The organism is Capnocytophaga sp. oral taxon 863 str. F0517 (assembly GCF_000466425.1).
Lineage (GTDB): Bacteria > Bacteroidota > Bacteroidia > Flavobacteriales > Flavobacteriaceae > Capnocytophaga.
Genome location: NZ_KE992089.1, coordinates 1 through 18,239, shown reverse-complemented (window position 1 = coordinate 18,239; position 18,239 = coordinate 1). Strand labels below are relative to the sequence as shown.

The following is an 18,239-nucleotide window of genomic DNA, read 5'->3' as shown; positions in this document are numbered from 1 at the left end:
AAGCGAGTATGTGACTTGCGCCAGCGGGGGGTAACTATTGATGATGAGTATTTACAAAAACATAAAGAATGTGGCTGTGGATATTAAACTTTAATTTTTACATATATGTATAACAAATTATTAACCATAGAGAATGAAATATTAACAACTAGTAATAATTTAGCCCCAAGCTATAATATAGGTAATTGGGTTGTACCTCCATCATACTATGAATTTTCCAAAGAGTTGGGATATGGGTTATTATTAGAGCTTTTTCTAACTTATATTCCGATGGGTAAGGGGAATAAGTTTTGTGATTCTTTGGAAAATCAAAATATTTATTTGAAAAATATTCTAAAGAAATATCTTGAAACACCCCTTAGAATGCTTAAAAACTCTGATAACTATAATTTAATTGCTAATGCAGAGCCTTTTATGTTTAGTGAAAATGGAGAAATTGTTTTTTGGGATATAAGAGAGCCTAAGAATGGTGAATATCCTATATATTTAGCTAACTTTCCTGTAGGTGTTTATTATGCAGGTGGAAACTTTAAGGAATTTATTGTTAACCTTACTGATAAAGATAAGTATAAAAAAATTCTTACTTTTCATCAAGAACCTTTATTACCCAAGTTTAAACCACTAAAACTTAGGTAATGCATCAAATGGGTAATGTATCAGATATATTGTTTAAATCTCAACAACTTACTAATCAACACACAATACAAAAGAACTGCCTACTATTTTCCTTTACTCACCATAGAGGAAAGTGTTCTTCAAGCCTATAAAGCACTCTAAATAGTGCGAGGGGAATTATTTCGGCACAAGCTGCAAGCTTGCGCCAGCGAGGGAATATATAGTGAACGTTTAAATGAATTACAAAAAAGGTTGAAAAAAAATGGATTAGGTAGTCAAGGAACTTCTGAACTGCCTATATGTAAATGATAAAAGTATGCAAATAGAAAAAGACATAGCAATCCCCATAGAGTTAAAAGTTTGGCAAATTCCTTCCGAATTTGGAATAATGACACAATATTATGATTGTTTATTATTTAGTTTTAAATTTTGGAATGAGAATAAATTGGAAGTAGTAGATAAAATAGCTAATCTATTTTTCAAAGGAGTTTGGACTATGAAGTTTAGTAGATTTAATAAATACAGATACTACAAAGACGAAATAGAGCATTCTTTTCGTTCTAATTATTCGATAATACCGAATTCTTCTTGGTTAGAAGAATTAAAATCTCAAAGAAAAAATAATGATAAGAAATGGGAAGATTATGACAAACGAAATTATAAGCATTATATAGTTCAAAATAATGCATATTATATTGAAATAATAGCAGATAATGTTGAATTTTATATATCTAATACTAATGAGATTTATAATAAAATATGGGAGAAATGGTAATAGGTAATGTATCAGATGTGTTTTTAAAATTTCAATAGCTTTACAATCAGTAAAATACAAAAGAAAACAAAAATCTATATTCCTTTACCCATCATAGAGACAAGCGTTTTTCAAGCCTATAAAGTGCTCTAAATAGTGCGAGGGGAATTATGAATTTTGAATTGGGCACAAGCTAAAGTCGCTGAATACTTGGAAGCGGGTATGTGACTTGCGCCAGCGGGGGGAATATCAAAAAATAACACATTTTAATATTGAATAATTATGAAATATATTACTGTTCCTATAAACAAAGAAGCTATGATTCGTCTTGATTACGATCAAAATATAGAAGGTGACTTAGTAGAAATAATAGTAACAGATGAAGAGGTATTATCTTTGTGGAGAAGAGGTTTATTTGCTAAGTTAAATTCACAATTAGATATTCTTATTGATGATTATGAATGGGAAGAAATTACTGATTATGGAAAATTATTAAAAATGAAGGAGATTATAAAAGCGAATAATACTGATTACCTAACAGAAAAAATTCTTCATTTAGTAGAGTTAGCTATTGAGTATAAAACAGGAATTTTTTTCTGTTTTTAGGTTAATGTATCAGAAGTGGGGGTAATGTATCAGATGTGTTGTTAAAATCCCAACAACTTATTAAGTTTCGCAAGTCGTTTTTAGGCTATTATTGCAATTATAAATAACTAATAATCAATTATTTGTAAAAACCTCCCCCCACCCCTCTCCAAAGGGGGAGCTTTGAGGGCGTTGAAATGGCCTAATTTATTTATCAAATTAGAAAATTTCTCTTCTATAACTTATTGAACCTCCATTACTTACTAACTCCCTCCTTGAGGATAGTCTGCGAATACTTGGAGCAGAGTATGTGTATCCGCGAGAGCGGAGTATGTGAGGGGGATGTTTTGAAAATCAGTAAGTTATAGAGCTTACGAAACTTAAATAATTTAAAAGAAGCTGTTACTTTAAGTTTTGATGAATTGAAAGTGGAAACCAATCAATCTATATCAGATATTTTTGAATTAATTAAGGAGGAATTATTAAAGGAGGATATGAGTTATTGGATCTTGAAAAATAATATATTTTAATTCAAGAAAAAAACGTATCTTTGTATAAAAGAAATTTACATGAAGAAAATCTATTTACTATCTATTATTTTGTTGATTTTGAACAGTTTATCAAGTCAAGCCCAGACCAAGCAGTACAAAGTCCGTACCGTGGCTTTCTACAATGTCGAAAATTTGTTCGATACCATCAATGACCCTAATAAGTTTGATGATGACCGTACCCCAGAGGGCAAAGACCACTGGACAAGTGCCAACTATCATGACCATATTCATAAAATAGCCGCTACCATCGCTAAGATAGGGAGGGATGTTACCGGTACAGCACCTGATTTTGTAGGCCTTGCAGAGATCGAAAACCGAATGGTGGTGGAGGACTTAGCCCAGAGCGAAGCCCTCAAGGATTACAATTACGGCATCGTACATTACGATTCGCCCGATGCCCGCGGGATAGATGTGGCTTTTCTCTACAAAAAAGAGCTATTCACTCCTACTCATACCTCCAAGCACTTCTTGGATATCAAAGACCCTTCTACAGGAAAGCAGCGCTATACACGCGACCAAATCCTTGTCTCTGGACAAATGGAAGGCGAGGAGCTACACTTTATCATCAATCACTGGCCTTCTCGATCAGGGGGAGAGGCTGCCTCCCGCCCTTTTAGGGAAGCTGCTGCCGCACTGAACAAACATATTTTTGATTCCTTGACAGCGATAAACCCCCATGCCAAGGTCATTAGCATGGGCGACTTCAACGATGACCCTACCAACTCCGCTTTCAAAAAGGTTCTCAAAACCAAATCCGATAAGAAGAAGGTGGCCCCAGGTGACCTATACAATCCTATGGAACATCTCTTCAAAAAAGGAATAGGTACCTTAGCTTACCGCGATAGCTGGAGCCTCTTCGACCAATTCATCTTGACCTATGGCTATATAGGCCAGCAGGTGAAGGGCTACAAATATTGGAGAGCGGGCGTTTTCAATAGCCCAGAGCTGGCCAACCCCTCCGGTCGCTTTGCCGAATATCCTTTCCGTAGCTACGCCAATGGGAGCTATACAGGAGGCTATTCCGACCACTTCCCAGTCTACCTCTTCCTGATTAAATTAAGTGAATAACGAAAAGTGAAGAGTGAATAGTAACAATAGTTACCCACTCTTCACTTATCACTAGTCATTAATCATTTTTCACTATTCATTTTTCACTTTTCACTTATATATTTCGCGTTTAGAGAAGAAAAAGGCGATTTCTCTTTGGGCGTTTTCTTCCGAGTCGGAGCCATGAATGGCATTCTCACCGAGGCTTTCCCCATATTTGGCGCGAATGGTGCCAGCTTCTGCCTTGGCAGGGTCGGTTGCACCGATGAAGTTGCGAAAGGCCTCTACTGCATTCTCTTTTTCCAAAGCGATGGCGACAATAGGACTGCGTGACATGAAAGCGACCAACTCCCCAAAGAAAGGGCGTTCCTTGTGTATTTCATAGAACTGCTCCGCTTCTCTTTGGCTGAGCCATACGTATTTGAGCGCTAAAATGCGATAGCCGCCCTTGATAATTTGGTCAATAATAGCCCCTGTATGCCCTTTTTCTACGGCATTGGGCTTAATCATGGTGAAAGTTTCCTGGGTGGTCATAAGCTATAAAATTAAATAAATTATTGATTATCAATAAGTTGTGTTTTTGTTTTCCAATAGAAAAGTACAACGTAAAAATTTTTGTGTAAAAGTACAAAAAAAATCCGGATTTAGCTTGGAAATAGTAGATTTTTTTGTACCTTTGCATCGGCAAGTCCTACACGACCAGCTCCCTTAGAATCCTCCAGGGTGGGAACGCAGCAAAGGTATAAGGTTGTAGCGGTGCGATGTAGGTAGCTTGCCACTTTTTTTTTGCCTGTACTTTATCTTAACTTCTTCTTTAATAAATAATTACAAATGATGACAGAGCAACAAATCCTAAAGAAAATAGACAAATGGAATGAGGATGACCACATCCAGGCTGTTGTTGATTTTATAGAGAAACTCCCCGATGAGAGCAAAACTACCGAGGTACTCAGTGAGTTAGGACGTGCCTACAATAATTTGTATTGGTTAGACCCAACAGCAGAGAATGAAAAGTACTTACGCCGTGCCATTGAGGTCTTTAAGTATTTGGAGGAAGAAATAGGGGATACCGAAAGCTGGAATTATCGTATTGGCTATTCTTACTTCTACCTCAATGATATAGACAATGCGCGCAAATACTTAGAGCGTGCCCCTTCACTCTCTGGAACTCAGGAACTACTACACTATATAGCCTTGGCCGACAAGAAGGGCATTTCCCTCCGTGAAGCTGTCAAAGGTGGACGTGGGGAGGTGGAATATATCTTAGAGGATTTCGTAGAAACACTCCACCAGTATGCCCCTGCCATGCAAGCTCGCTTAGGAGCACCCGCCACTGAGCAGCAAATAGCGCGTTTTCAAGACCACTTGGGCTTCGACCTACCAGAAGAGTTTAAGCAGCTCCACAGAACCTTTAGCGGACAGCTTGGCCAAGGGCCTTTCTTCGGAGTAGGGCAGTGCTTCCTCAACTTGGAACAAATCGAACAGGCACAAAGAGACATCGTGGCTTTCTTGGAAGCGAATTTCGGTGCCAACTGGATGGAAAAACAGCTCCCTGAAGATAATTTTATGGACGAAGGAGAGATCAAAAACCAGCTTTTCAGCCGCAAGTGGCTACCTTTTATGATGCAGGAAATAGAGGGTGAAAAAAGCTACCTATGCTTTGATTTTGATAATGACCAAGAGGGTACCTTCGGACAGCTTATCGGGGTGACCCCTCATAAGGACTTGGAGCAATACGAAGTATCCTTTGTCTTTCCTGGGCTTTTCCACTGGCTATCGGGTACTATAGAGGGAATAGAGACCGGACGTATGGCCTATTCCGAAGAGAAAAATACTATAGAATTCCTCTCCCGTAGCTTCGAGCCTGCTTACTATGAACAGGAGGAGCGTGAGGCCTTGGAGGAATATATCAAGGAGAATTTCGGCCAGTTCGATGAGGTATTCCATGAATTGGTATCCGATGATATTCACTGTGATATCTATATTGTAAAGCCTACTCCAGAGCGCAATTACTATACCTTGATAACTGGAGGAATGGGCGCTTATCAGATGAATATACCCGAAGGCTTCTCCGGAAGTCCTTTTGCCGAAATGGTGATCAACCTACCTCCTGACTGGAATGTCAAGAGTGAGGCAGAAAAGGATTATTGGCCTATGCGTTGGCTCAAGATCTTGGCACGCTTACCTATAGAGCAAGATACTTTCTTGGCTTGGGGACATACCGTACCCACAGGAGAGCCTCTGGAAGGTACGCTGTTTACTTGTATGCTCCTACTGGGCACCGATGATAAGAAGGACGAGGAGGCCATCGTGAAGCTCCCCACCGGAAAAGAGGTGTATTTCTATACCGTAGTGCCCTTATATGAACAGGAAATGCTTTACAAATTGGAGAATGATACCACTGCACTTTTAGAACTTTTCTCGGAGAAGGACATTCCTTACCCTCCTGTGGTGGATGTCAATCGTCCCAATGTATGTCAGGACTATGCCCCCATCCAGAATACAGGCCTTTTAGACCAAGTATATTGGGCTTTTACCCAAGAACACTTCCCCGGTTTGATGATTTTCTGGGAGGCAGTCAAGGCCTATAACACGGATATGGAAAACAGACTTACTAATTTCAATCCATTTGGTACGATATTCAAAACTCCTAAGGTGAAGATCATGTATGAGGCTTGGATCAAAAGCAAGCGAGAACTACATGATTTTGAGATACTTGCCAACGAACACCTCTTGGAAGGCGAGCCGGATGCCAATGGCCTCTATCAGGCACTGATCGTCTCGGAACTCACCTCTGGGGATGGGGCTTCCTTTGGAGCCTTAGAGTTGCTATGGTTGATACATAACACGCTGTCCAACAAGGATTTAGGAGATCATATCTTCTTTGAAGGTTTTGATATCGAAGGCTATGAGGAGGATGGTACTCCAGTACTTTACATCAATTGTGGTTCTTAATTGTTTCTATGTGTATATAATTTACAATAAGAGGCTGTCCGATGGGGCAGCCTCTTTTCTTGGTGATAAAATGTTGTGTTTGCTTATATGATACCATCCAAAGCCTTATTCACTTCACGTACAGCCTGTGTACTTTCGTTGAATTTGGCTTTTTCAGTGTCGTTGAGTGCTATTTCTACGATTTTCTCAACGCCATCTTTACCAATAATTACAGGCACCCCTACCGATACCTCTTTTTGTCCGTATTCTCCTTCGAGTAGTACAGAGCAAGGGAATAGCTTCTTCTGATCACAAGCGATGGCTTGTACTAAGGCAGAAACCGCAGCTCCTGGGGCATACCAAGCAGAAGTACCTAAGAGTTTGGTAAGGGTAGCACCTCCTACTTTGGTATCTTCAGCCACCTGAGCGAGGCGTTCCTCACTGAGGAATTGGCTTACAGGGACACCACGATAAGTAGCCAAGCGGGTAAGTGGGAGCATACCACTATCACTGTGGGCAGCGATGACCATACCATCTACATCGGAGATAGGCGCATTGAGGGCTTCTGCTAAGCGATATCTAAAGCGAGCAGAATCCAAAGCACCTCCCATACCTATGATGTGATTTTTAGGTAATTTGGTAGCTTTGTGTACCAAATAAGCCATGGTGTCCATAGGATTACTTACGATGATAACAATTACATTCGGAGAGTATTTTACCAATTGTTCTACTACGGATTTTACGATATTGGCATTGGTGCCAATAAGTTCCTCACGAGTCATACCAGGCTTGCGAGGAATACCAGAGGTAATCACCGCTACATCGCTTCCGGCAGTTTGGGAATAGTCGCCTGTAACGCCCTTGATACGAGTATCAAAACCATTGAGAGAAGCTGTTTGCATAAGGTCCATGGCTTTACCTTCAGCAAATCCTTCTTTGATGTCCACCAGAACAACTTCTGATGCGAAATTCTTAAGTGCAATGTATTCTGCACAACTGGCGCCGACAGCACCGGCACCTACTACGGTTACTTTCATAAAAATATTTTTATCAGGTGATTATGATTGATGATGTCAAAATTACGAAAAAAAAATAACATACACAATAAAAAGGTAAAATATTTTATGTCTGACAAACAGCTCTCGGCTTATTTCTTAAGCCAATTATTGGAGAAGTTACATTTTCGATATTCTCCTTTTACCGATACAAAGGTTTTCTTGATGGCTTCTTTGATCCATTTTTGTACCGCTTCGAGTTGCTTTTCTTTTAGGGCAAGCTCACGGATGCGGGTATAGTCCTTGATAAAGTCGGCGGTATGTTCCCCTATGCGATTGGTGACACGGTATATCTTGAACATCTTTCTTCCGGTTCTATCCTCATCTACGATAGGGAAGGAGACTTCATCCTCGCCCAAGGAAGCTACCTGGGAGTATAGGGTCGGCTCCATACGAGTAAGTTCGAATTTGGTCGAATAGTCTTCAGGGTTGAGCAGCTGGCCGCCATCTTCTCTGGTTTCTTTCTCGTCGGAGAAGTTCTTTGCAGCCTCGGCAAAGGTGAATTCCTTATTGATAATCTTATCGCGTATGTCGTTAATTTTCTTTTTGGCCTCTTCTAAGGAAGAAGACGGAATCTGAGGTACCATAAGGATATGGCGAACGGAGACTTCCTTTCCTCTTATCTTAACCACTTGTAGGATATGCCAGCCAAAATCCGTCTTGAAGGGGTCGGATATCTCTCCTTCTTGTAGGGAGAAGGCTACATCTTTGAACTCTTTGGCGAAGCTCGAACGCCTGTTGAAGGTCAGTTCCTTACCTCCAGTGGCGCGGTCAGCCGAGTAGAGAATGGCCTTGGTGGAGAAGCTCGCGCCGTTCTCTATGATGTCTTTTTTGATTTCCTTGAGCTGTTCGATAACTTTATCTACCTCATTCTGTGGGGCTTTAGGTTCTATAACGATTTGGGCTATCTCCAATTCGGTACCTATGGTAGGGAGTTCGTTCTTGGGTATTTTGTTGAAGAATTGTTTTACTTCCTCGGGGGTTACCTCTATATTTTCGACGATTTTAGCTTTCATACGGGAGCTAAGTTCGTTTTGCTTAAGGATATCGAAGAGTTCATCGCGTAGGGACTGTTCGTCATCCTTATGGTAGAATGCCACTACTTTTTTCATATCGCCGAGTTGTTCTACCAAGAATTCCAAGCGGCGGCTCACGCCATCACGTATATCGGTGTCGGAGATCTTGATACTATCCTGAATGGCTTGGCTTACATATAGCTTGTCCTCCATGAGCTTGCCCAATAGCTGGCAGCGTGTGATGTTCTTAGTATCTACATTTTGGGAGCGGAGTTCCACCAAAGCGCGGTCAATGTCGGTTTCTAAGATAAGGTAATCCCCCACGACGGAGGCCACCCCATCTATCTTTGTTTTAGCAGATTGTGCCCATAGTGCATGGATGGGGAGCAAGAGGACGATCCATAGGGAGAAGGTAATACGGAATCTATTCATAGAGTTCAAGTTGTTTTTTCTCGATAGCATTATTGATAATTTCTTTTTCTAAGTTGTTGATATAATTATTTTTACGTTTGTTCAAGATGATTTGCCTTAGGGTAGGGGCAGCATATTCTTCAGGGGCATAGTCGGTATTATCCAAGTATTTGTTGATTTTGAGCAAATAAACCGAGGTGGAGTCTCTTTGTTCTATAAGCTGTTGTATGGAGGCCTTATTCAATTTTGAGGCAAGAGAAGGGACTTTGTCCCTCACCTGGCTGGCTCTTATCCAAATGCTATCATTGAGAAAGGAGGAGGTAAAGATGGGACTTAGCGAATCAACATAGTGCCTATCCTTGGGTGTGTAATTTCTAAAAGCATTGGAGAGCTTAGTGGTTAAGTCCTTGGAGGAGAGTTGTATATATCTCAGTTGTACCAAGTCCTCACTGAGCCTAAAAATAGCTTTGTTGTTTTGGTAGAACTCCTCTTTTTCTTTCTTCTTAATCAGGGTATCCACCTGCTGGGTGAGTAGGTCTAAGTAATACTGGGTATAGAGGTCGGTACGGTATTGGCTTACCAATTGTTCAAATTCTTCCTTTTTGTGATTGGGGATATTTTTCTCGGCCTTGAGGAAGAGCAGTTTCTTCAGTGCCCAATTGTTAACATAAGGTGTAACGATGCGCAAGCTATCCTCCAGAGTGTATCCCTGGGGGAGGAGTTGCTGTATTTGTTCTTGATATAGGTAATAATCACCCACTTTGGCGACGATCTTGCTATCTTTTTGTGCAGGGCTGAACCACTGGCAGGCACTCAGGCAAAGGCTACCTATAAGGAAGAAGGGGAGAGCTTTCCAAGACATTTTAATCATGTTTAACAAATGAACACAAAAGTAGTGCAAGTTACAGTAATTTGGAGTAAAAAACTAATCAATTAATCTTTTTTTAACTCGGTTGGTTTGTGGTATTCAGCCTCGGTAAGAGGTCTTTGTATTGGAAAATATAGGTGCGGATCCAGTCGTTCATCTCCATCATGGGGTTATAGAAAAGGGACTGCTCGGTAGTCTCCTTAGGGATAAGCTCAAGGGCACCCCGATTGAGGTACATCAGGCAGGTTCCTACGATCAGCGACCATTTGAACATACCGAAAACAGCTCCCGCAATCCGATTGGGAAGGCCTAAGGAGGCACTTTCTAAGACTTTAGTCAATGCTTTCCCTGCCCATCTTACCATAACAAAGGTAAGGAGGAAGACAATGACGAAAGAAATGAGCTGGTTGGTCTTCTGTGAGAGCGAAAACAGCCCACTGAGGTAGCCTGCCGTCATTGCTGAGAAGTGTATAGCCACCCATAGTGCCACAAAAACGGACAAAAGGGAGGCTATTTCCCAGATAAAGCCTTTCATAAATCCACGTATAATCCCAATAGCGAGGAAAATACCTAAAACAATATCAATATAACTCATGGATAAAAAAAGAGATGAATTTCATCTCTTTACTAAAATTAATATTCCTCTTCGTTCCAGAGATAATCCTCCTCGGTGGGATAGTCAGGCCAAATCTCCTCAATAGATTCATAGATTTCTCCTTCGTCTTCAAGCGCTTCGAGGTTTTCCACCACTTCCATAGGTGCTCCTGTACGCATCGCATAATCAATGATTTCTTCTTTAGTGGCAGGCCATGGGGCATCACTGAGATAAGAGGCCAATTCTAATGTCCAATACATATTTACTGTTTTTAGTTTTTAGTTGTTCACTTTTCGTTCTTCACTTGATTAGTATTCTCCTTTGAATACCTCCTGGAGGCTGGAGAATGAGTTTTTCAATAGTTTTTTGAGCTTTTTAGGCTTTTTCCAAGCACATATTTCTATATCTTCTTCCGTTTGGGGACACAAGTCCTCCTTATGGTCACAGTACATATTGTACCAATGGGTTTCCTTCAGGCACCATTGCTCGTCTTGCTTATAGATATGGTAGGTAATGATACGTTTTCCTAATAGTTTCAGTTTTTTGATTCCTGTTTCCTCACTGACTTCTCTTAGGGAACATTCTTGGATATCTTCTCCTTTCTCTAATTTTCCCTTGGGCAAGTCCCATTTACCTCTTCTTTTGATAAAAAGGATACGTCCCTTCGCATTGCGTACCACGCCACCTCCTGCTTGTATAAGGGTAAAAGCCTTCACAAATTCCTTCATAGGGTCTTTCCCCTCCATAAGGAAAACGAATTTGCCCGCCTTGTAGGCCTCTATTTTCTTCAAGAAGGCCTCAATAGAAATATCCTTCTGGCGGAATACTTTGTATCTTTTCTTCAAAGGTTTCTTCAGCGAGTGGGTGACCCATATCTTTTTATTATCCAAAAAAACTTTGTACATAGGCGTATTTTAAGGGGAAATCAGTTTTTATATTGATAGGCTAAGGTACAATTTTTTTCTGATTCCTAAAAGAAAATTTTGTTTTTTAACACATTATGCTTTTGCTTTATTCGATGGTCAAGGTACGTTCTTGGTCGAAGGTGTCACTCTGGAAGACCATTCGGTAAGTACCCTTGGGGAGGTAATACTTTCCATTGTCAGAACTTCTGAAGGTGGTCAGAAGTTTTTTCTCGTATTCGACCCGTCCATTTTCGATAAAGGTCAAGTCAAAAGGAATAAAGTTAAACCCTTCCTTGGTTTGGTAGGAGAATTTAGCTAAGGTGATATCGTCCTTTATAATATTGATCGTGATATTGCTATTGGCCTTGGAGGCAAAGGATTCTATATACAGCACCGGTTCTTCAGGAGCTTGCCATGGGCTGGGGGCATTTCCCCACTTGGGGGAATAGGCAATAGAATAGGTCTCCTTCAAGGGATAGAATAGTTGGTTTTGCACGGCGGCTCTTAGTTCTCTTAAGGAGCCGATGTTGGCCATGAAGAAGCCATTTCCTCGGGTACCTATATATAGCTCGTTGGTTTCGGGGTTGATAGCGATGGCACTTACAGAGGTACGCGGTAGGTTTTGGTGGAAAGGATGCCATTTTTCTCCCATATCGAAAGATACATAGAGACCATTTTCTGTGCCAAGATAGAGGACTTGCTCATTGACAGGGTCTTCCACGATGGTATTGATAGTCTCATCTGGGAGATTGGCCTTGAGGTTGTCCCAGCTTTTTCCCATATTGTTGCTTCTAAAGAGCAGGGTATGGTGTTGGTCGTTTTGCAAGATGGCATATATGCGTTCCGCTTCGTGCTTGGAAGCAAGTAAGTAGCTCACTCGATTGGGAGAGGGGAAGGAGGAGTATATCATCTGCCAGGAGACCCCACCGTTTTGGGAGGTATAGATCATCCCATCATCACTACCCGTATATAGGAGGCCGAACTGGAAAGGGGATTCGCAAATGGCCGAGATAGTAGCATAGGAGCGAATTCCTCCTTTGTCCCCATTGGTAAGGTCGGGGGAGATGGCATTCCATTGTTTTCCCTCATTAAGGGATTGGAATAGCGTATTGGTACCCGCATATAGGATGGTATTGTTCTGAGGGGAGAGTACCAAAGCGGTTTGAGAGGGGTAGCGCTGCTTTACTTTTCGGTTATAAGGCAGGGTGACCCTTCCTTGCTTGGGCTGTAGGATACGGCCTAAAGACTGGGAGAGGAACAGCTTGTTCTCAGGGGTAGCTACCAAGGGGCCTTGTTCGGGACTGATAAATGCCCATCCGTTGGAGGAATACTTAAATACCCCTTCGTTGAGGATACTCGCATAGAGGACATGGTTCTGTGGCTTGCCTATGGAAAGGGAAGTTGCCGTAACGGTCTGTGGCATGGATTGTTTAGCCCAGGTACGGCCTTGGTCAAGGGATTGGAAGGCTCCCTGATTGGTCACCAAGATAAGCTGCCTCTCATCGGCAAAAAGCTGATGAACTATTTGGTCTTTAGGATTGTCTTTGATAAGTGTCCAGCTGATACCACCATCACTGGAGCGAAGCAAGGGTACTCCTGATAGATAGAGTTCGTTCTCCTGTTTGGGGTTTACCGCTAAGGCTCCTACTAAGTAGCCTTTGTTATAGAAGACATTGGTAAGGGGGCGGGTATTTTTCTTTACCCAAGATTTTCCACCATCGGCTGAATAATAGATTTCGGCACCGACCACACGAGGGGAAGCATCGGTGAACTTGGGTAGGTCGGCTACCTTTACCGCACCGGAGCGCACCGCTTCGCGGAGGTTATCGGGCGAATACTTATTCTCTAAGGAGTGATTATATATATATTCGTTTATCTTTTCATCTTCGAGGGCTAAGAAGTCCTTATTGGAGAGTTTTTGGAAGTTGATTTCAGTTATTCCATCGGTAGCTTCCTTGCGATTGTCCACCAAGGCATATAGGGAAGTAGGGCTGAATACAGCTAAGGATATTTTGCCAATATTCCCCTGAGGGAAACCAGATTCGGCGCCAGTGATCAGCTCCCAAGTAGCCCCTGAGTTGCTACTTTTGTAGATACCGGACTGGTTGCCATCGGGTACGATATTGGAAGGGGATATTTGGTAGTCCCAAGCAGCTAAGTAAAGGGTTTCATCAGCTGAAGGAGCTTTTTTAAGTTCATTGACCCCCACTTGTCCGAAGGTTTGGTTCCAGCTTTTTCCTTTGTCGGTAGAAGCCCACACCCCTTGCATGCTACCTCCTTCTCCTAAGGCACTAAGGCAAACGTGAGTAGGGGAGAGTAGCGTGATTTGGCGTACAATGACATTGCCCACAGGGGCTGTAGCCTGCCAGGGCTGGTCGCCTTCTTTGAGGAATACCCCTTGGTGATTGGCCACCCATAGGGTACGGCTGTCCCAGTCTACCGCCATTGCGTCAGTCTGCGGTGCCATTGTGTCAGCAAAGGTAGGAGTGAAACTGACCCCATTGTTTTGGCTGTACCATACACCGGACTCGGCTAAGGCGACATATAGCTCGTAAGGATTTTTAGGGTTCCTTTCCACTTGAATGATTTCCCCAGCCCCTCGGCTGATTTCAAGGGCTTGAAAAGGAATATTTTTAACCCAGGATTTCTGCAAATTCTGGCTGCGGATCATCTCTTGTCGGTCTTGCATTTGTGCATTGCTGATAGAGGCTGCCAGCAGGGCACTGGCCAAAAGAATACGTTTCATTTCTTTTAGAATTAAACGAGTGAATAAAAGCTAAAAAGTGGCTATGTGATCTCTCCACAAAAATCGTGCCTTTTCTAAGTCTTCAGGGGTGTCTATACCAATATTTTCTACCTCGGTGAGAACCATCTTGATACGTCGTCCGTTCTCCAAGTAGCGCAGCTGTTCGAGCTTCTCTATTTCCTCCAAGGGGGTAGGGGCAAGTCGGTAGAAGGCCATAAGTGCCTGCTTGCGAAAGGCATAGACTCCTATATGTTTTTTGTAGCTATAAGTATCTTGTTCCCCTCTTGGGAAAGGGATAGGGCTGCGAGAGAAGTAGAGGGCAAATTGGTTTTTGTCCACTACCACTTTGACATTGTTAGGGTTTTGGATCTCTTCCCACTCCCTAAGGGGGGTCATCAGCGAAGCTAAATCGATCTGCTGCTGGGGGTCATGGTCAAAGACTTCCAAGAGGTGCTGTAGGCTTTCTTTTTGGATAAAAGGCTCATCACCCTGTACATTGACGATGATATCGGCAGGGAGTGCTTCCACGGCCTCGGCGATGCGGTTGCTCCCACAGCTATGGGCGATTTGGCTAAAGAATACTTTACCGTCTGTTGCCTTGATTTTTTCGGCAATCTCGGGGCTATCGGTCGCTACCCATACTTCATCGAAGAGGGCTGTACGCACGGTGGCAAGGTAGGTTTGTTCAATGACAGAGCGCCCTCCTAAGTCCTGTAGGAGTTTCTTGGGGAAGCGAGTGGCTTCCAGCCGGGCAGGGATAACGGCTATTTTTTTCATGGATCATAGGGATTATAGGAAGCCAAGTTCGAGTTTTGCTTCTTCGCTCATCATCTCCTGTCCCCAAGGTGGGTCGAAGGTGAGTTCTACTTCTACTTCGTTGATCTCGTCAATGCTGCCTATTTTTTCATAGACTTCCTGGGGGAGTACCTCCGCCACAGGGCAGTTGGGCGAGGTGAGGGTCATGAGGATCTTCACATCGTGGTTTTCATTGATAAACACATCGTAGATCAGCCCCAACTCATATATATCTACTGGGATTTCAGGATCATAGATGGTATGGAGTACCTCGACGATTTTCTCGCCAATGAGGTCAGTATCAATAGGTTTTTTTTCTTCAGACATGGTTTGTTAGTTATTTTTTAAGGTTATTGCTTTGGCATAGAGCTTCATCTGCTCTATCATGCTCACCAACCCATTGGCACGGGTAGGGGAGAGGTGTTCCTTGAGTCCTATTTTATCGATAAAGCTCATATCGGCCGCCAGAATATCAGCTGCTTTCTGGTCGGAGAGGGCTTTGATTAGTATGGCGATGATCCCTTTGGTGATAATGGCATCGCTATCGGCGGTAAAGTGGATGATATCACCCTTGTTCTCCGCATGTAGCCATACTTGGCTTTGGCATCCCTTGATGAGGTATTCGTCCGTTTTGTACTTTGGGTCGATCAGCGGGAGGCTTTTGCCCAAGTTGATCATATATTCGTAGCGGTCTTCCCAGCTTTCTAAAAATGAAAAGTCCTCAATGATAGTGTTTTGTATTTCGGTGATGGTCATCTTTTTTTGGGCGCAAAAATACAAAAAAGTTTTGAGTTTTGGGTTTTGAGTTTTGAGTTTTTCGCATGCTCAAAATGAAGTACTCAGAACTAACTTGTTTTTGTTGTTTTCACAATACTAGTGAGTATTTTTGTAATCTCTTGACATTGATTGATGTATTCAGACAAATCTAGTTCTATCAGACTACTTTTGTCTAATAATTCTAACCAATAAAGTGATTCTCGAGCTTCTTTGTTGGAAATAGTCATCTTATGAACAAAATCAGCTCTGCTTTCTCCTGCTAAAGCTTCATTTACATTAGCTCCTATACTTGTGGCACTTCTAAGAAGTTGTTTTGATAATATATATTCTTTTTGTTCCTGTAATTTCTTATATAAATCAATAATTTCTAAAGCAAAGGAGAAGCTTTTCTCTTTGATAATACTATTTTTCATGTGATAATTATTTTATAAAATTCAAAACTAAGAACTCAAAATTAAGAACTCAAAACTAAGAATTCAAAACTAAGAATTCAAAACTAAGAACTCAAAATTAAGAACTCAAAACTCAAAACTAATCAGTAATTATGGCAGTCTGCATTCGGGTCGGCTAAGAACTCCAAGGGGTCTATGCTGATGTTTCTCACTTGGCTTAAGGGGAGGTTCAGTTCGAACTGATAGGTATTCTCCGCCCAGTTCCATACCGGCAACACGATGCGCTCCATGTTAATAAACGGATTGGGCTTTTCTCCAAAGGTAAGGTCGATAGGAATGTATAGAGAGAAAGGTTTCTGCCCGTTGGGGATGACAATCAGGTCTAAGGGCATAGGGATACGGCCTTTTTTGGAAAGAGTAACCAAGGTTTTGTCGCCTTTGGCCTCCACCTTCTCTATGCAATAGCTTATGTGATGGGTGGTGTGCATGAACTCCTGAAGGAACCATAGCAGCTGCATGCCCGATTCTTTTTCAGCACAGCGGACGAAGTTCTCAGGGGTAGGGTGGGTAAAGGCGTATTCCCTATAGAATCGCTTGAGGGTACGCTCCATCGCTTGGCGACCGATGATGTAGTCCAAGTGGGAGGCGAACATAGTACCCTTGGCATAGGCCGTACCAAAGTAAGAGCGGGTACGCTCGAAAAAGTCGGCACGGATAGAAGGGTCTTCCTCCTGCTCTAATATATAATTGAAAAAAGCCTTACGACGGAAGTCAGAAAAATTGACCAAGGGCTTTTTCTCTACTACCTCGGCATCAGCCCATAGCTGTAGGAAGCAGGTAAAGCCTTCGTCGAACCAAGGATACTGCTGCTCATCGATGGCAAAAATATGCTGAAACCAGCTGTGCGCCAGTTCATGACAGGCGGTTCGGATAAGGATTTGGGGGGATTTGCCTCCCTCGATGAAGGTACACATGGCATACTCCATCGCGCCTTGTCCGGCTTGGATAAAGGAGTAATGACTCCAAGGATAGCGCCCTACCTTAGCCTGGTAGAAATCCAAGACTTCGGGCATGATTTGCTGTAGTTGCTTCCAGTTTTCCGGGAAATTCTTATAGAAAAAGTGGAGTTCTATTCCGCTTTTCGTCTTTACGATATCGTGCTGATAGGCTGGGTCGGCCGCCCAAGAGAAGTCAATGACCCGATCGGCCTTGAAGTGCCAAGTACGGGTCTTTTGGCGGGTTTTTACTTCCTTGATATTGTTGTAACCAAAGCCTATTTGTTCAGGATTTTGGAGCGTACCGGTGCCTGCTACTATATAGTTTTTGTCGAGGGTAATTTTCACATCAAAGTTAGCCCAATCTCCATAGAACTCACCAAATATATATTGGTAAGGATGCCAGCCTTGGCTGTCATAGGCGCAGATACGCGGATACCACTGGGAGAGGGAGAGCGCCACCCCATCGGAAGAGTTTCGCCCCATACGCAGCCCCATGGTAGGAATCTGAGCCGTGTAGTCCATCACAAGGGTTGCCTTGCCATGAGGAAGGATAGGCTCCGGCAAGCGTACTTGTAGGATGGTGCCTACCACCTTATAGGAGGCTGCTTGGCCATTTTGGGTAAGGGATTGCAGGCGGATAAAGCCCTGTTCGTTTTCCTTGAGTTGTGCTATTTTGCTTTCATACTTAGGTTCGGCATCTGTGCCTGCATTGTGCATAAAGCGGATAGGCATATCGGGTACCTGCTGCATGTTCTTATCCATTTGGCTACCAGGCTGAAAGGCATTGAGGTAGAGGTGATAGAAGACCGTACGCAGCGTATCGGGCGAATGATTCTCATAAGTGGCCACCTGCCTGCCTTGGTACTGAAAGGTCTTTACATCCATTTGGATATCCATTTGGTAGTCAATATGTTGCTGCCATTGTGCTGAGACCTTCACACAGCAGCCTATAGCAGCAAGAGATAGAAAAAAGGATCTTATCATGAGTGTTTTAAGTTTCAGGGGACAAAAATACGAATAATATTTAAAAAGTTTTGAGTTATGAGTTTTGAATTATGAGTTATCCCACCATTAACCATTAATTAATGCGAATCAATAGTTAAAAAATAGAAGCGTAAATATCCAAATAATTTATAAATAGCTCATTATCAATATTTTTTCTTTACATCCCCCTAGCCCCCCTCAAGGGGGGAAT

18 protein-coding genes and 1 other RNA gene are annotated in these 18,239 nt (G+C 42.4%); 6 read left to right on the top strand and 13 right to left on the bottom strand.

Annotated elements, in window-relative coordinates; translation table 11 throughout:
- Nucleotides 1–105: 105 nt before the first annotated feature.
- The 4 genes from HMPREF1551_RS02025 to HMPREF1551_RS02010 all read left to right on the top strand — a co-directional run bounded on the left by HMPREF1551_RS02025 (nt 106) and on the right by HMPREF1551_RS02010 (nt 3,573).
- On the top strand, nt 106–636 hold the full coding sequence (locus HMPREF1551_RS02025; protein WP_021627349.1) for a hypothetical protein: 531 nt from the start codon (nt 106–108) through the stop codon (nt 634–636).
- A gap of 295 nt (nt 637–931) precedes the next feature.
- Nucleotides 932–1,390 (top strand): hypothetical protein, encoded by a 459-nt coding sequence (locus tag HMPREF1551_RS02020; RefSeq protein WP_021627347.1) that lies wholly within the window; start codon nt 932–934, stop codon nt 1,388–1,390.
- Nucleotides 1,391–1,651: 261 nt separating this feature from the next.
- A complete protein-coding gene (locus HMPREF1551_RS02015) occupies nt 1,652–1,975 on the top strand; it encodes a hypothetical protein (protein ID WP_021627346.1) in 324 nt (107 codons plus the stop codon).
- A 548-nt stretch (nt 1,976–2,523) separates the two neighbouring features.
- Nucleotides 2,524–3,573: an endonuclease/exonuclease/phosphatase family protein gene (locus HMPREF1551_RS02010; RefSeq protein WP_021627345.1), complete on the top strand. Its 1,050-nt coding sequence runs from the start codon at nt 2,524–2,526 to the stop codon at nt 3,571–3,573.
- A 90-nt stretch (nt 3,574–3,663) separates the two neighbouring features.
- Here HMPREF1551_RS02010 and ndk read toward each other — a convergent pair whose 3' ends face one another.
- Complete coding sequence (gene ndk / locus HMPREF1551_RS02005) at nt 3,664–4,086, bottom strand: nucleoside-diphosphate kinase (protein ID WP_021627344.1); 423 nt, start codon at nt 4,084–4,086, stop codon at nt 3,664–3,666.
- 148 nt (nt 4,087–4,234) lie between these two features.
- Here ndk and ffs point away from each other — a divergent pair.
- Together ffs and HMPREF1551_RS02000 are read left to right on the top strand one after the other, a co-directional pair.
- Nucleotides 4,235–4,333, top strand: an RNA gene (gene ffs / locus HMPREF1551_RS13290) — signal recognition particle sRNA small type.
- Between the two features lie 50 nt (nt 4,334–4,383).
- Nucleotides 4,384–6,507, top strand: a complete 2,124-nt coding sequence (locus tag HMPREF1551_RS02000) for a suppressor of fused domain protein (RefSeq protein ID WP_021627341.1) — start codon at nt 4,384–4,386, stop codon at nt 6,505–6,507.
- Between the two features lie 83 nt (nt 6,508–6,590).
- Here HMPREF1551_RS02000 and HMPREF1551_RS01995 read toward each other — a convergent pair whose 3' ends face one another.
- The 12 genes from HMPREF1551_RS01995 to HMPREF1551_RS01940 form a co-directional block, all read right to left on the bottom strand.
- Complete coding sequence (locus HMPREF1551_RS01995; RefSeq protein WP_021627340.1) at nt 6,591–7,523, bottom strand: malate dehydrogenase; 933 nt, start codon at nt 7,521–7,523, stop codon at nt 6,591–6,593.
- A gap of 110 nt (nt 7,524–7,633) precedes the next feature.
- Entirely contained in the window at nt 7,634–8,989 is a 1,356-nt protein-coding gene (locus tag HMPREF1551_RS01990; RefSeq protein WP_021627339.1) for a peptidylprolyl isomerase, read from the bottom strand.
- Nucleotides 8,982–9,830 carry a hypothetical protein gene (locus HMPREF1551_RS01985; protein WP_034544123.1) on the bottom strand — a complete coding sequence of 283 codons (849 nt, stop codon included), beginning with the start codon at nt 9,828–9,830 and terminating at the stop codon, nt 8,982–8,984. The genes HMPREF1551_RS01990 and HMPREF1551_RS01985 overlap by 8 nt, the downstream gene beginning before the upstream one ends.
- Before the next feature lie 82 nt (nt 9,831–9,912).
- Nucleotides 9,913–10,431, bottom strand: coding sequence for a CvpA family protein (locus tag HMPREF1551_RS01980; protein ID WP_021627337.1), 519 nt, complete (start codon nt 10,429–10,431; stop codon nt 9,913–9,915).
- Between the two features lie 38 nt (nt 10,432–10,469).
- Nucleotides 10,470–10,691: a DUF2795 domain-containing protein gene (locus HMPREF1551_RS01975; protein WP_021627336.1), complete on the bottom strand. Its 222-nt coding sequence runs from the start codon at nt 10,689–10,691 to the stop codon at nt 10,470–10,472.
- Nucleotides 10,692–10,739: 48 nt separating this feature from the next.
- Nucleotides 10,740–11,336 (bottom strand): NUDIX hydrolase, encoded by a 597-nt coding sequence (locus tag HMPREF1551_RS01970; RefSeq protein ID WP_021627335.1) that lies wholly within the window; start codon nt 11,334–11,336, stop codon nt 10,740–10,742.
- A gap of 106 nt (nt 11,337–11,442) precedes the next feature.
- On the bottom strand, nt 11,443–14,082 hold the full coding sequence (locus HMPREF1551_RS01965; RefSeq protein ID WP_021627334.1) for a VPS10 domain-containing protein: 2,640 nt from the start codon (nt 14,080–14,082) through the stop codon (nt 11,443–11,445).
- A 30-nt stretch (nt 14,083–14,112) separates the two neighbouring features.
- A complete protein-coding gene (gene kdsB, locus HMPREF1551_RS01960; RefSeq protein ID WP_021627333.1) occupies nt 14,113–14,859 on the bottom strand; it encodes a 3-deoxy-manno-octulosonate cytidylyltransferase in 747 nt (248 codons plus the stop codon).
- Between the two features lie 12 nt (nt 14,860–14,871).
- On the bottom strand, nt 14,872–15,204 hold the full coding sequence (locus HMPREF1551_RS01955) for an iron-sulfur cluster assembly protein (protein WP_021627332.1): 333 nt from the start codon (nt 15,202–15,204) through the stop codon (nt 14,872–14,874).
- Nucleotides 15,205–15,210: 6 nt separating this feature from the next.
- A complete protein-coding gene (locus tag HMPREF1551_RS01950) occupies nt 15,211–15,633 on the bottom strand; it encodes a SufE family protein (RefSeq protein ID WP_021627331.1) in 423 nt (140 codons plus the stop codon).
- Between the two features lie 89 nt (nt 15,634–15,722).
- The gene (locus tag HMPREF1551_RS01945; protein ID WP_021627330.1) at nt 15,723–16,067 is read right to left on the bottom strand and encodes a four helix bundle protein; all 345 of its coding nucleotides are present in this window, start codon (nt 16,065–16,067) and stop codon (nt 15,723–15,725) included.
- Between the two features lie 122 nt (nt 16,068–16,189).
- Entirely contained in the window at nt 16,190–18,028 is a 1,839-nt protein-coding gene (locus HMPREF1551_RS01940; protein WP_021627329.1) for a M1 family metallopeptidase, read from the bottom strand.
- Nucleotides 18,029–18,239: the final 211 nt, after the last annotated feature.

Bases quoted from the DNA above. Each gene is read 5' to 3' on its own strand.
- HMPREF1551_RS01980 (WP_021627337.1), bottom strand. From the start codon at position 10,431: ATGAGTTATATTGATATTGTTTTAGGTATTTTCCTCGCTATTGGGATT.
- HMPREF1551_RS01990 (WP_021627339.1), bottom strand. From the start codon at position 8,989: ATGAATAGATTCCGTATTACCTTCTCCCTATGGATCGTCCTCTTGCTC.
- HMPREF1551_RS01940 (WP_021627329.1), bottom strand. From the start codon at position 18,028: ATGATAAGATCCTTTTTTCTATCTCTTGCTGCTATAGGCTGCTGTGTG.
- HMPREF1551_RS02015 (WP_021627346.1), top strand. From the start codon at position 1,652: ATGAAATATATTACTGTTCCTATAAACAAAGAAGCTATGATTCGTCTT.
- HMPREF1551_RS01985 (WP_034544123.1), bottom strand. From the start codon at position 9,830: ATGTCTTGGAAAGCTCTCCCCTTCTTCCTTATAGGTAGCCTTTGCCTG.
- HMPREF1551_RS01950 (WP_021627331.1), bottom strand. From the start codon at position 15,633: ATGACCATCACCGAAATACAAAACACTATCATTGAGGACTTTTCATTT.
- HMPREF1551_RS02020 (WP_021627347.1), top strand. From the start codon at position 932: ATGCAAATAGAAAAAGACATAGCAATCCCCATAGAGTTAAAAGTTTGG.
- HMPREF1551_RS01945 (WP_021627330.1), bottom strand. From the start codon at position 16,067: ATGAAAAATAGTATTATCAAAGAGAAAAGCTTCTCCTTTGCTTTAGAA.
- HMPREF1551_RS01970 (WP_021627335.1), bottom strand. From the start codon at position 11,336: ATGTACAAAGTTTTTTTGGATAATAAAAAGATATGGGTCACCCACTCG.
- HMPREF1551_RS01965 (WP_021627334.1), bottom strand. From the start codon at position 14,082: ATGAAACGTATTCTTTTGGCCAGTGCCCTGCTGGCAGCCTCTATCAGC.
- HMPREF1551_RS01995 (WP_021627340.1), bottom strand. From the start codon at position 7,523: ATGAAAGTAACCGTAGTAGGTGCCGGTGCTGTCGGCGCCAGTTGTGCA.
- HMPREF1551_RS02000 (WP_021627341.1), top strand. From the start codon at position 4,384: ATGATGACAGAGCAACAAATCCTAAAGAAAATAGACAAATGGAATGAG.
- HMPREF1551_RS01975 (WP_021627336.1), bottom strand. From the start codon at position 10,691: ATGTATTGGACATTAGAATTGGCCTCTTATCTCAGTGATGCCCCATGG.
- HMPREF1551_RS02010 (WP_021627345.1), top strand. From the start codon at position 2,524: ATGAAGAAAATCTATTTACTATCTATTATTTTGTTGATTTTGAACAGT.
- kdsB (WP_021627333.1), bottom strand. From the start codon at position 14,859: ATGAAAAAAATAGCCGTTATCCCTGCCCGGCTGGAAGCCACTCGCTTC.
- ndk (WP_021627344.1), bottom strand. From the start codon at position 4,086: ATGACCACCCAGGAAACTTTCACCATGATTAAGCCCAATGCCGTAGAA.
- HMPREF1551_RS01955 (WP_021627332.1), bottom strand. From the start codon at position 15,204: ATGTCTGAAGAAAAAAAACCTATTGATACTGACCTCATTGGCGAGAAA.
- HMPREF1551_RS02025 (WP_021627349.1), top strand. From the start codon at position 106: ATGTATAACAAATTATTAACCATAGAGAATGAAATATTAACAACTAGT.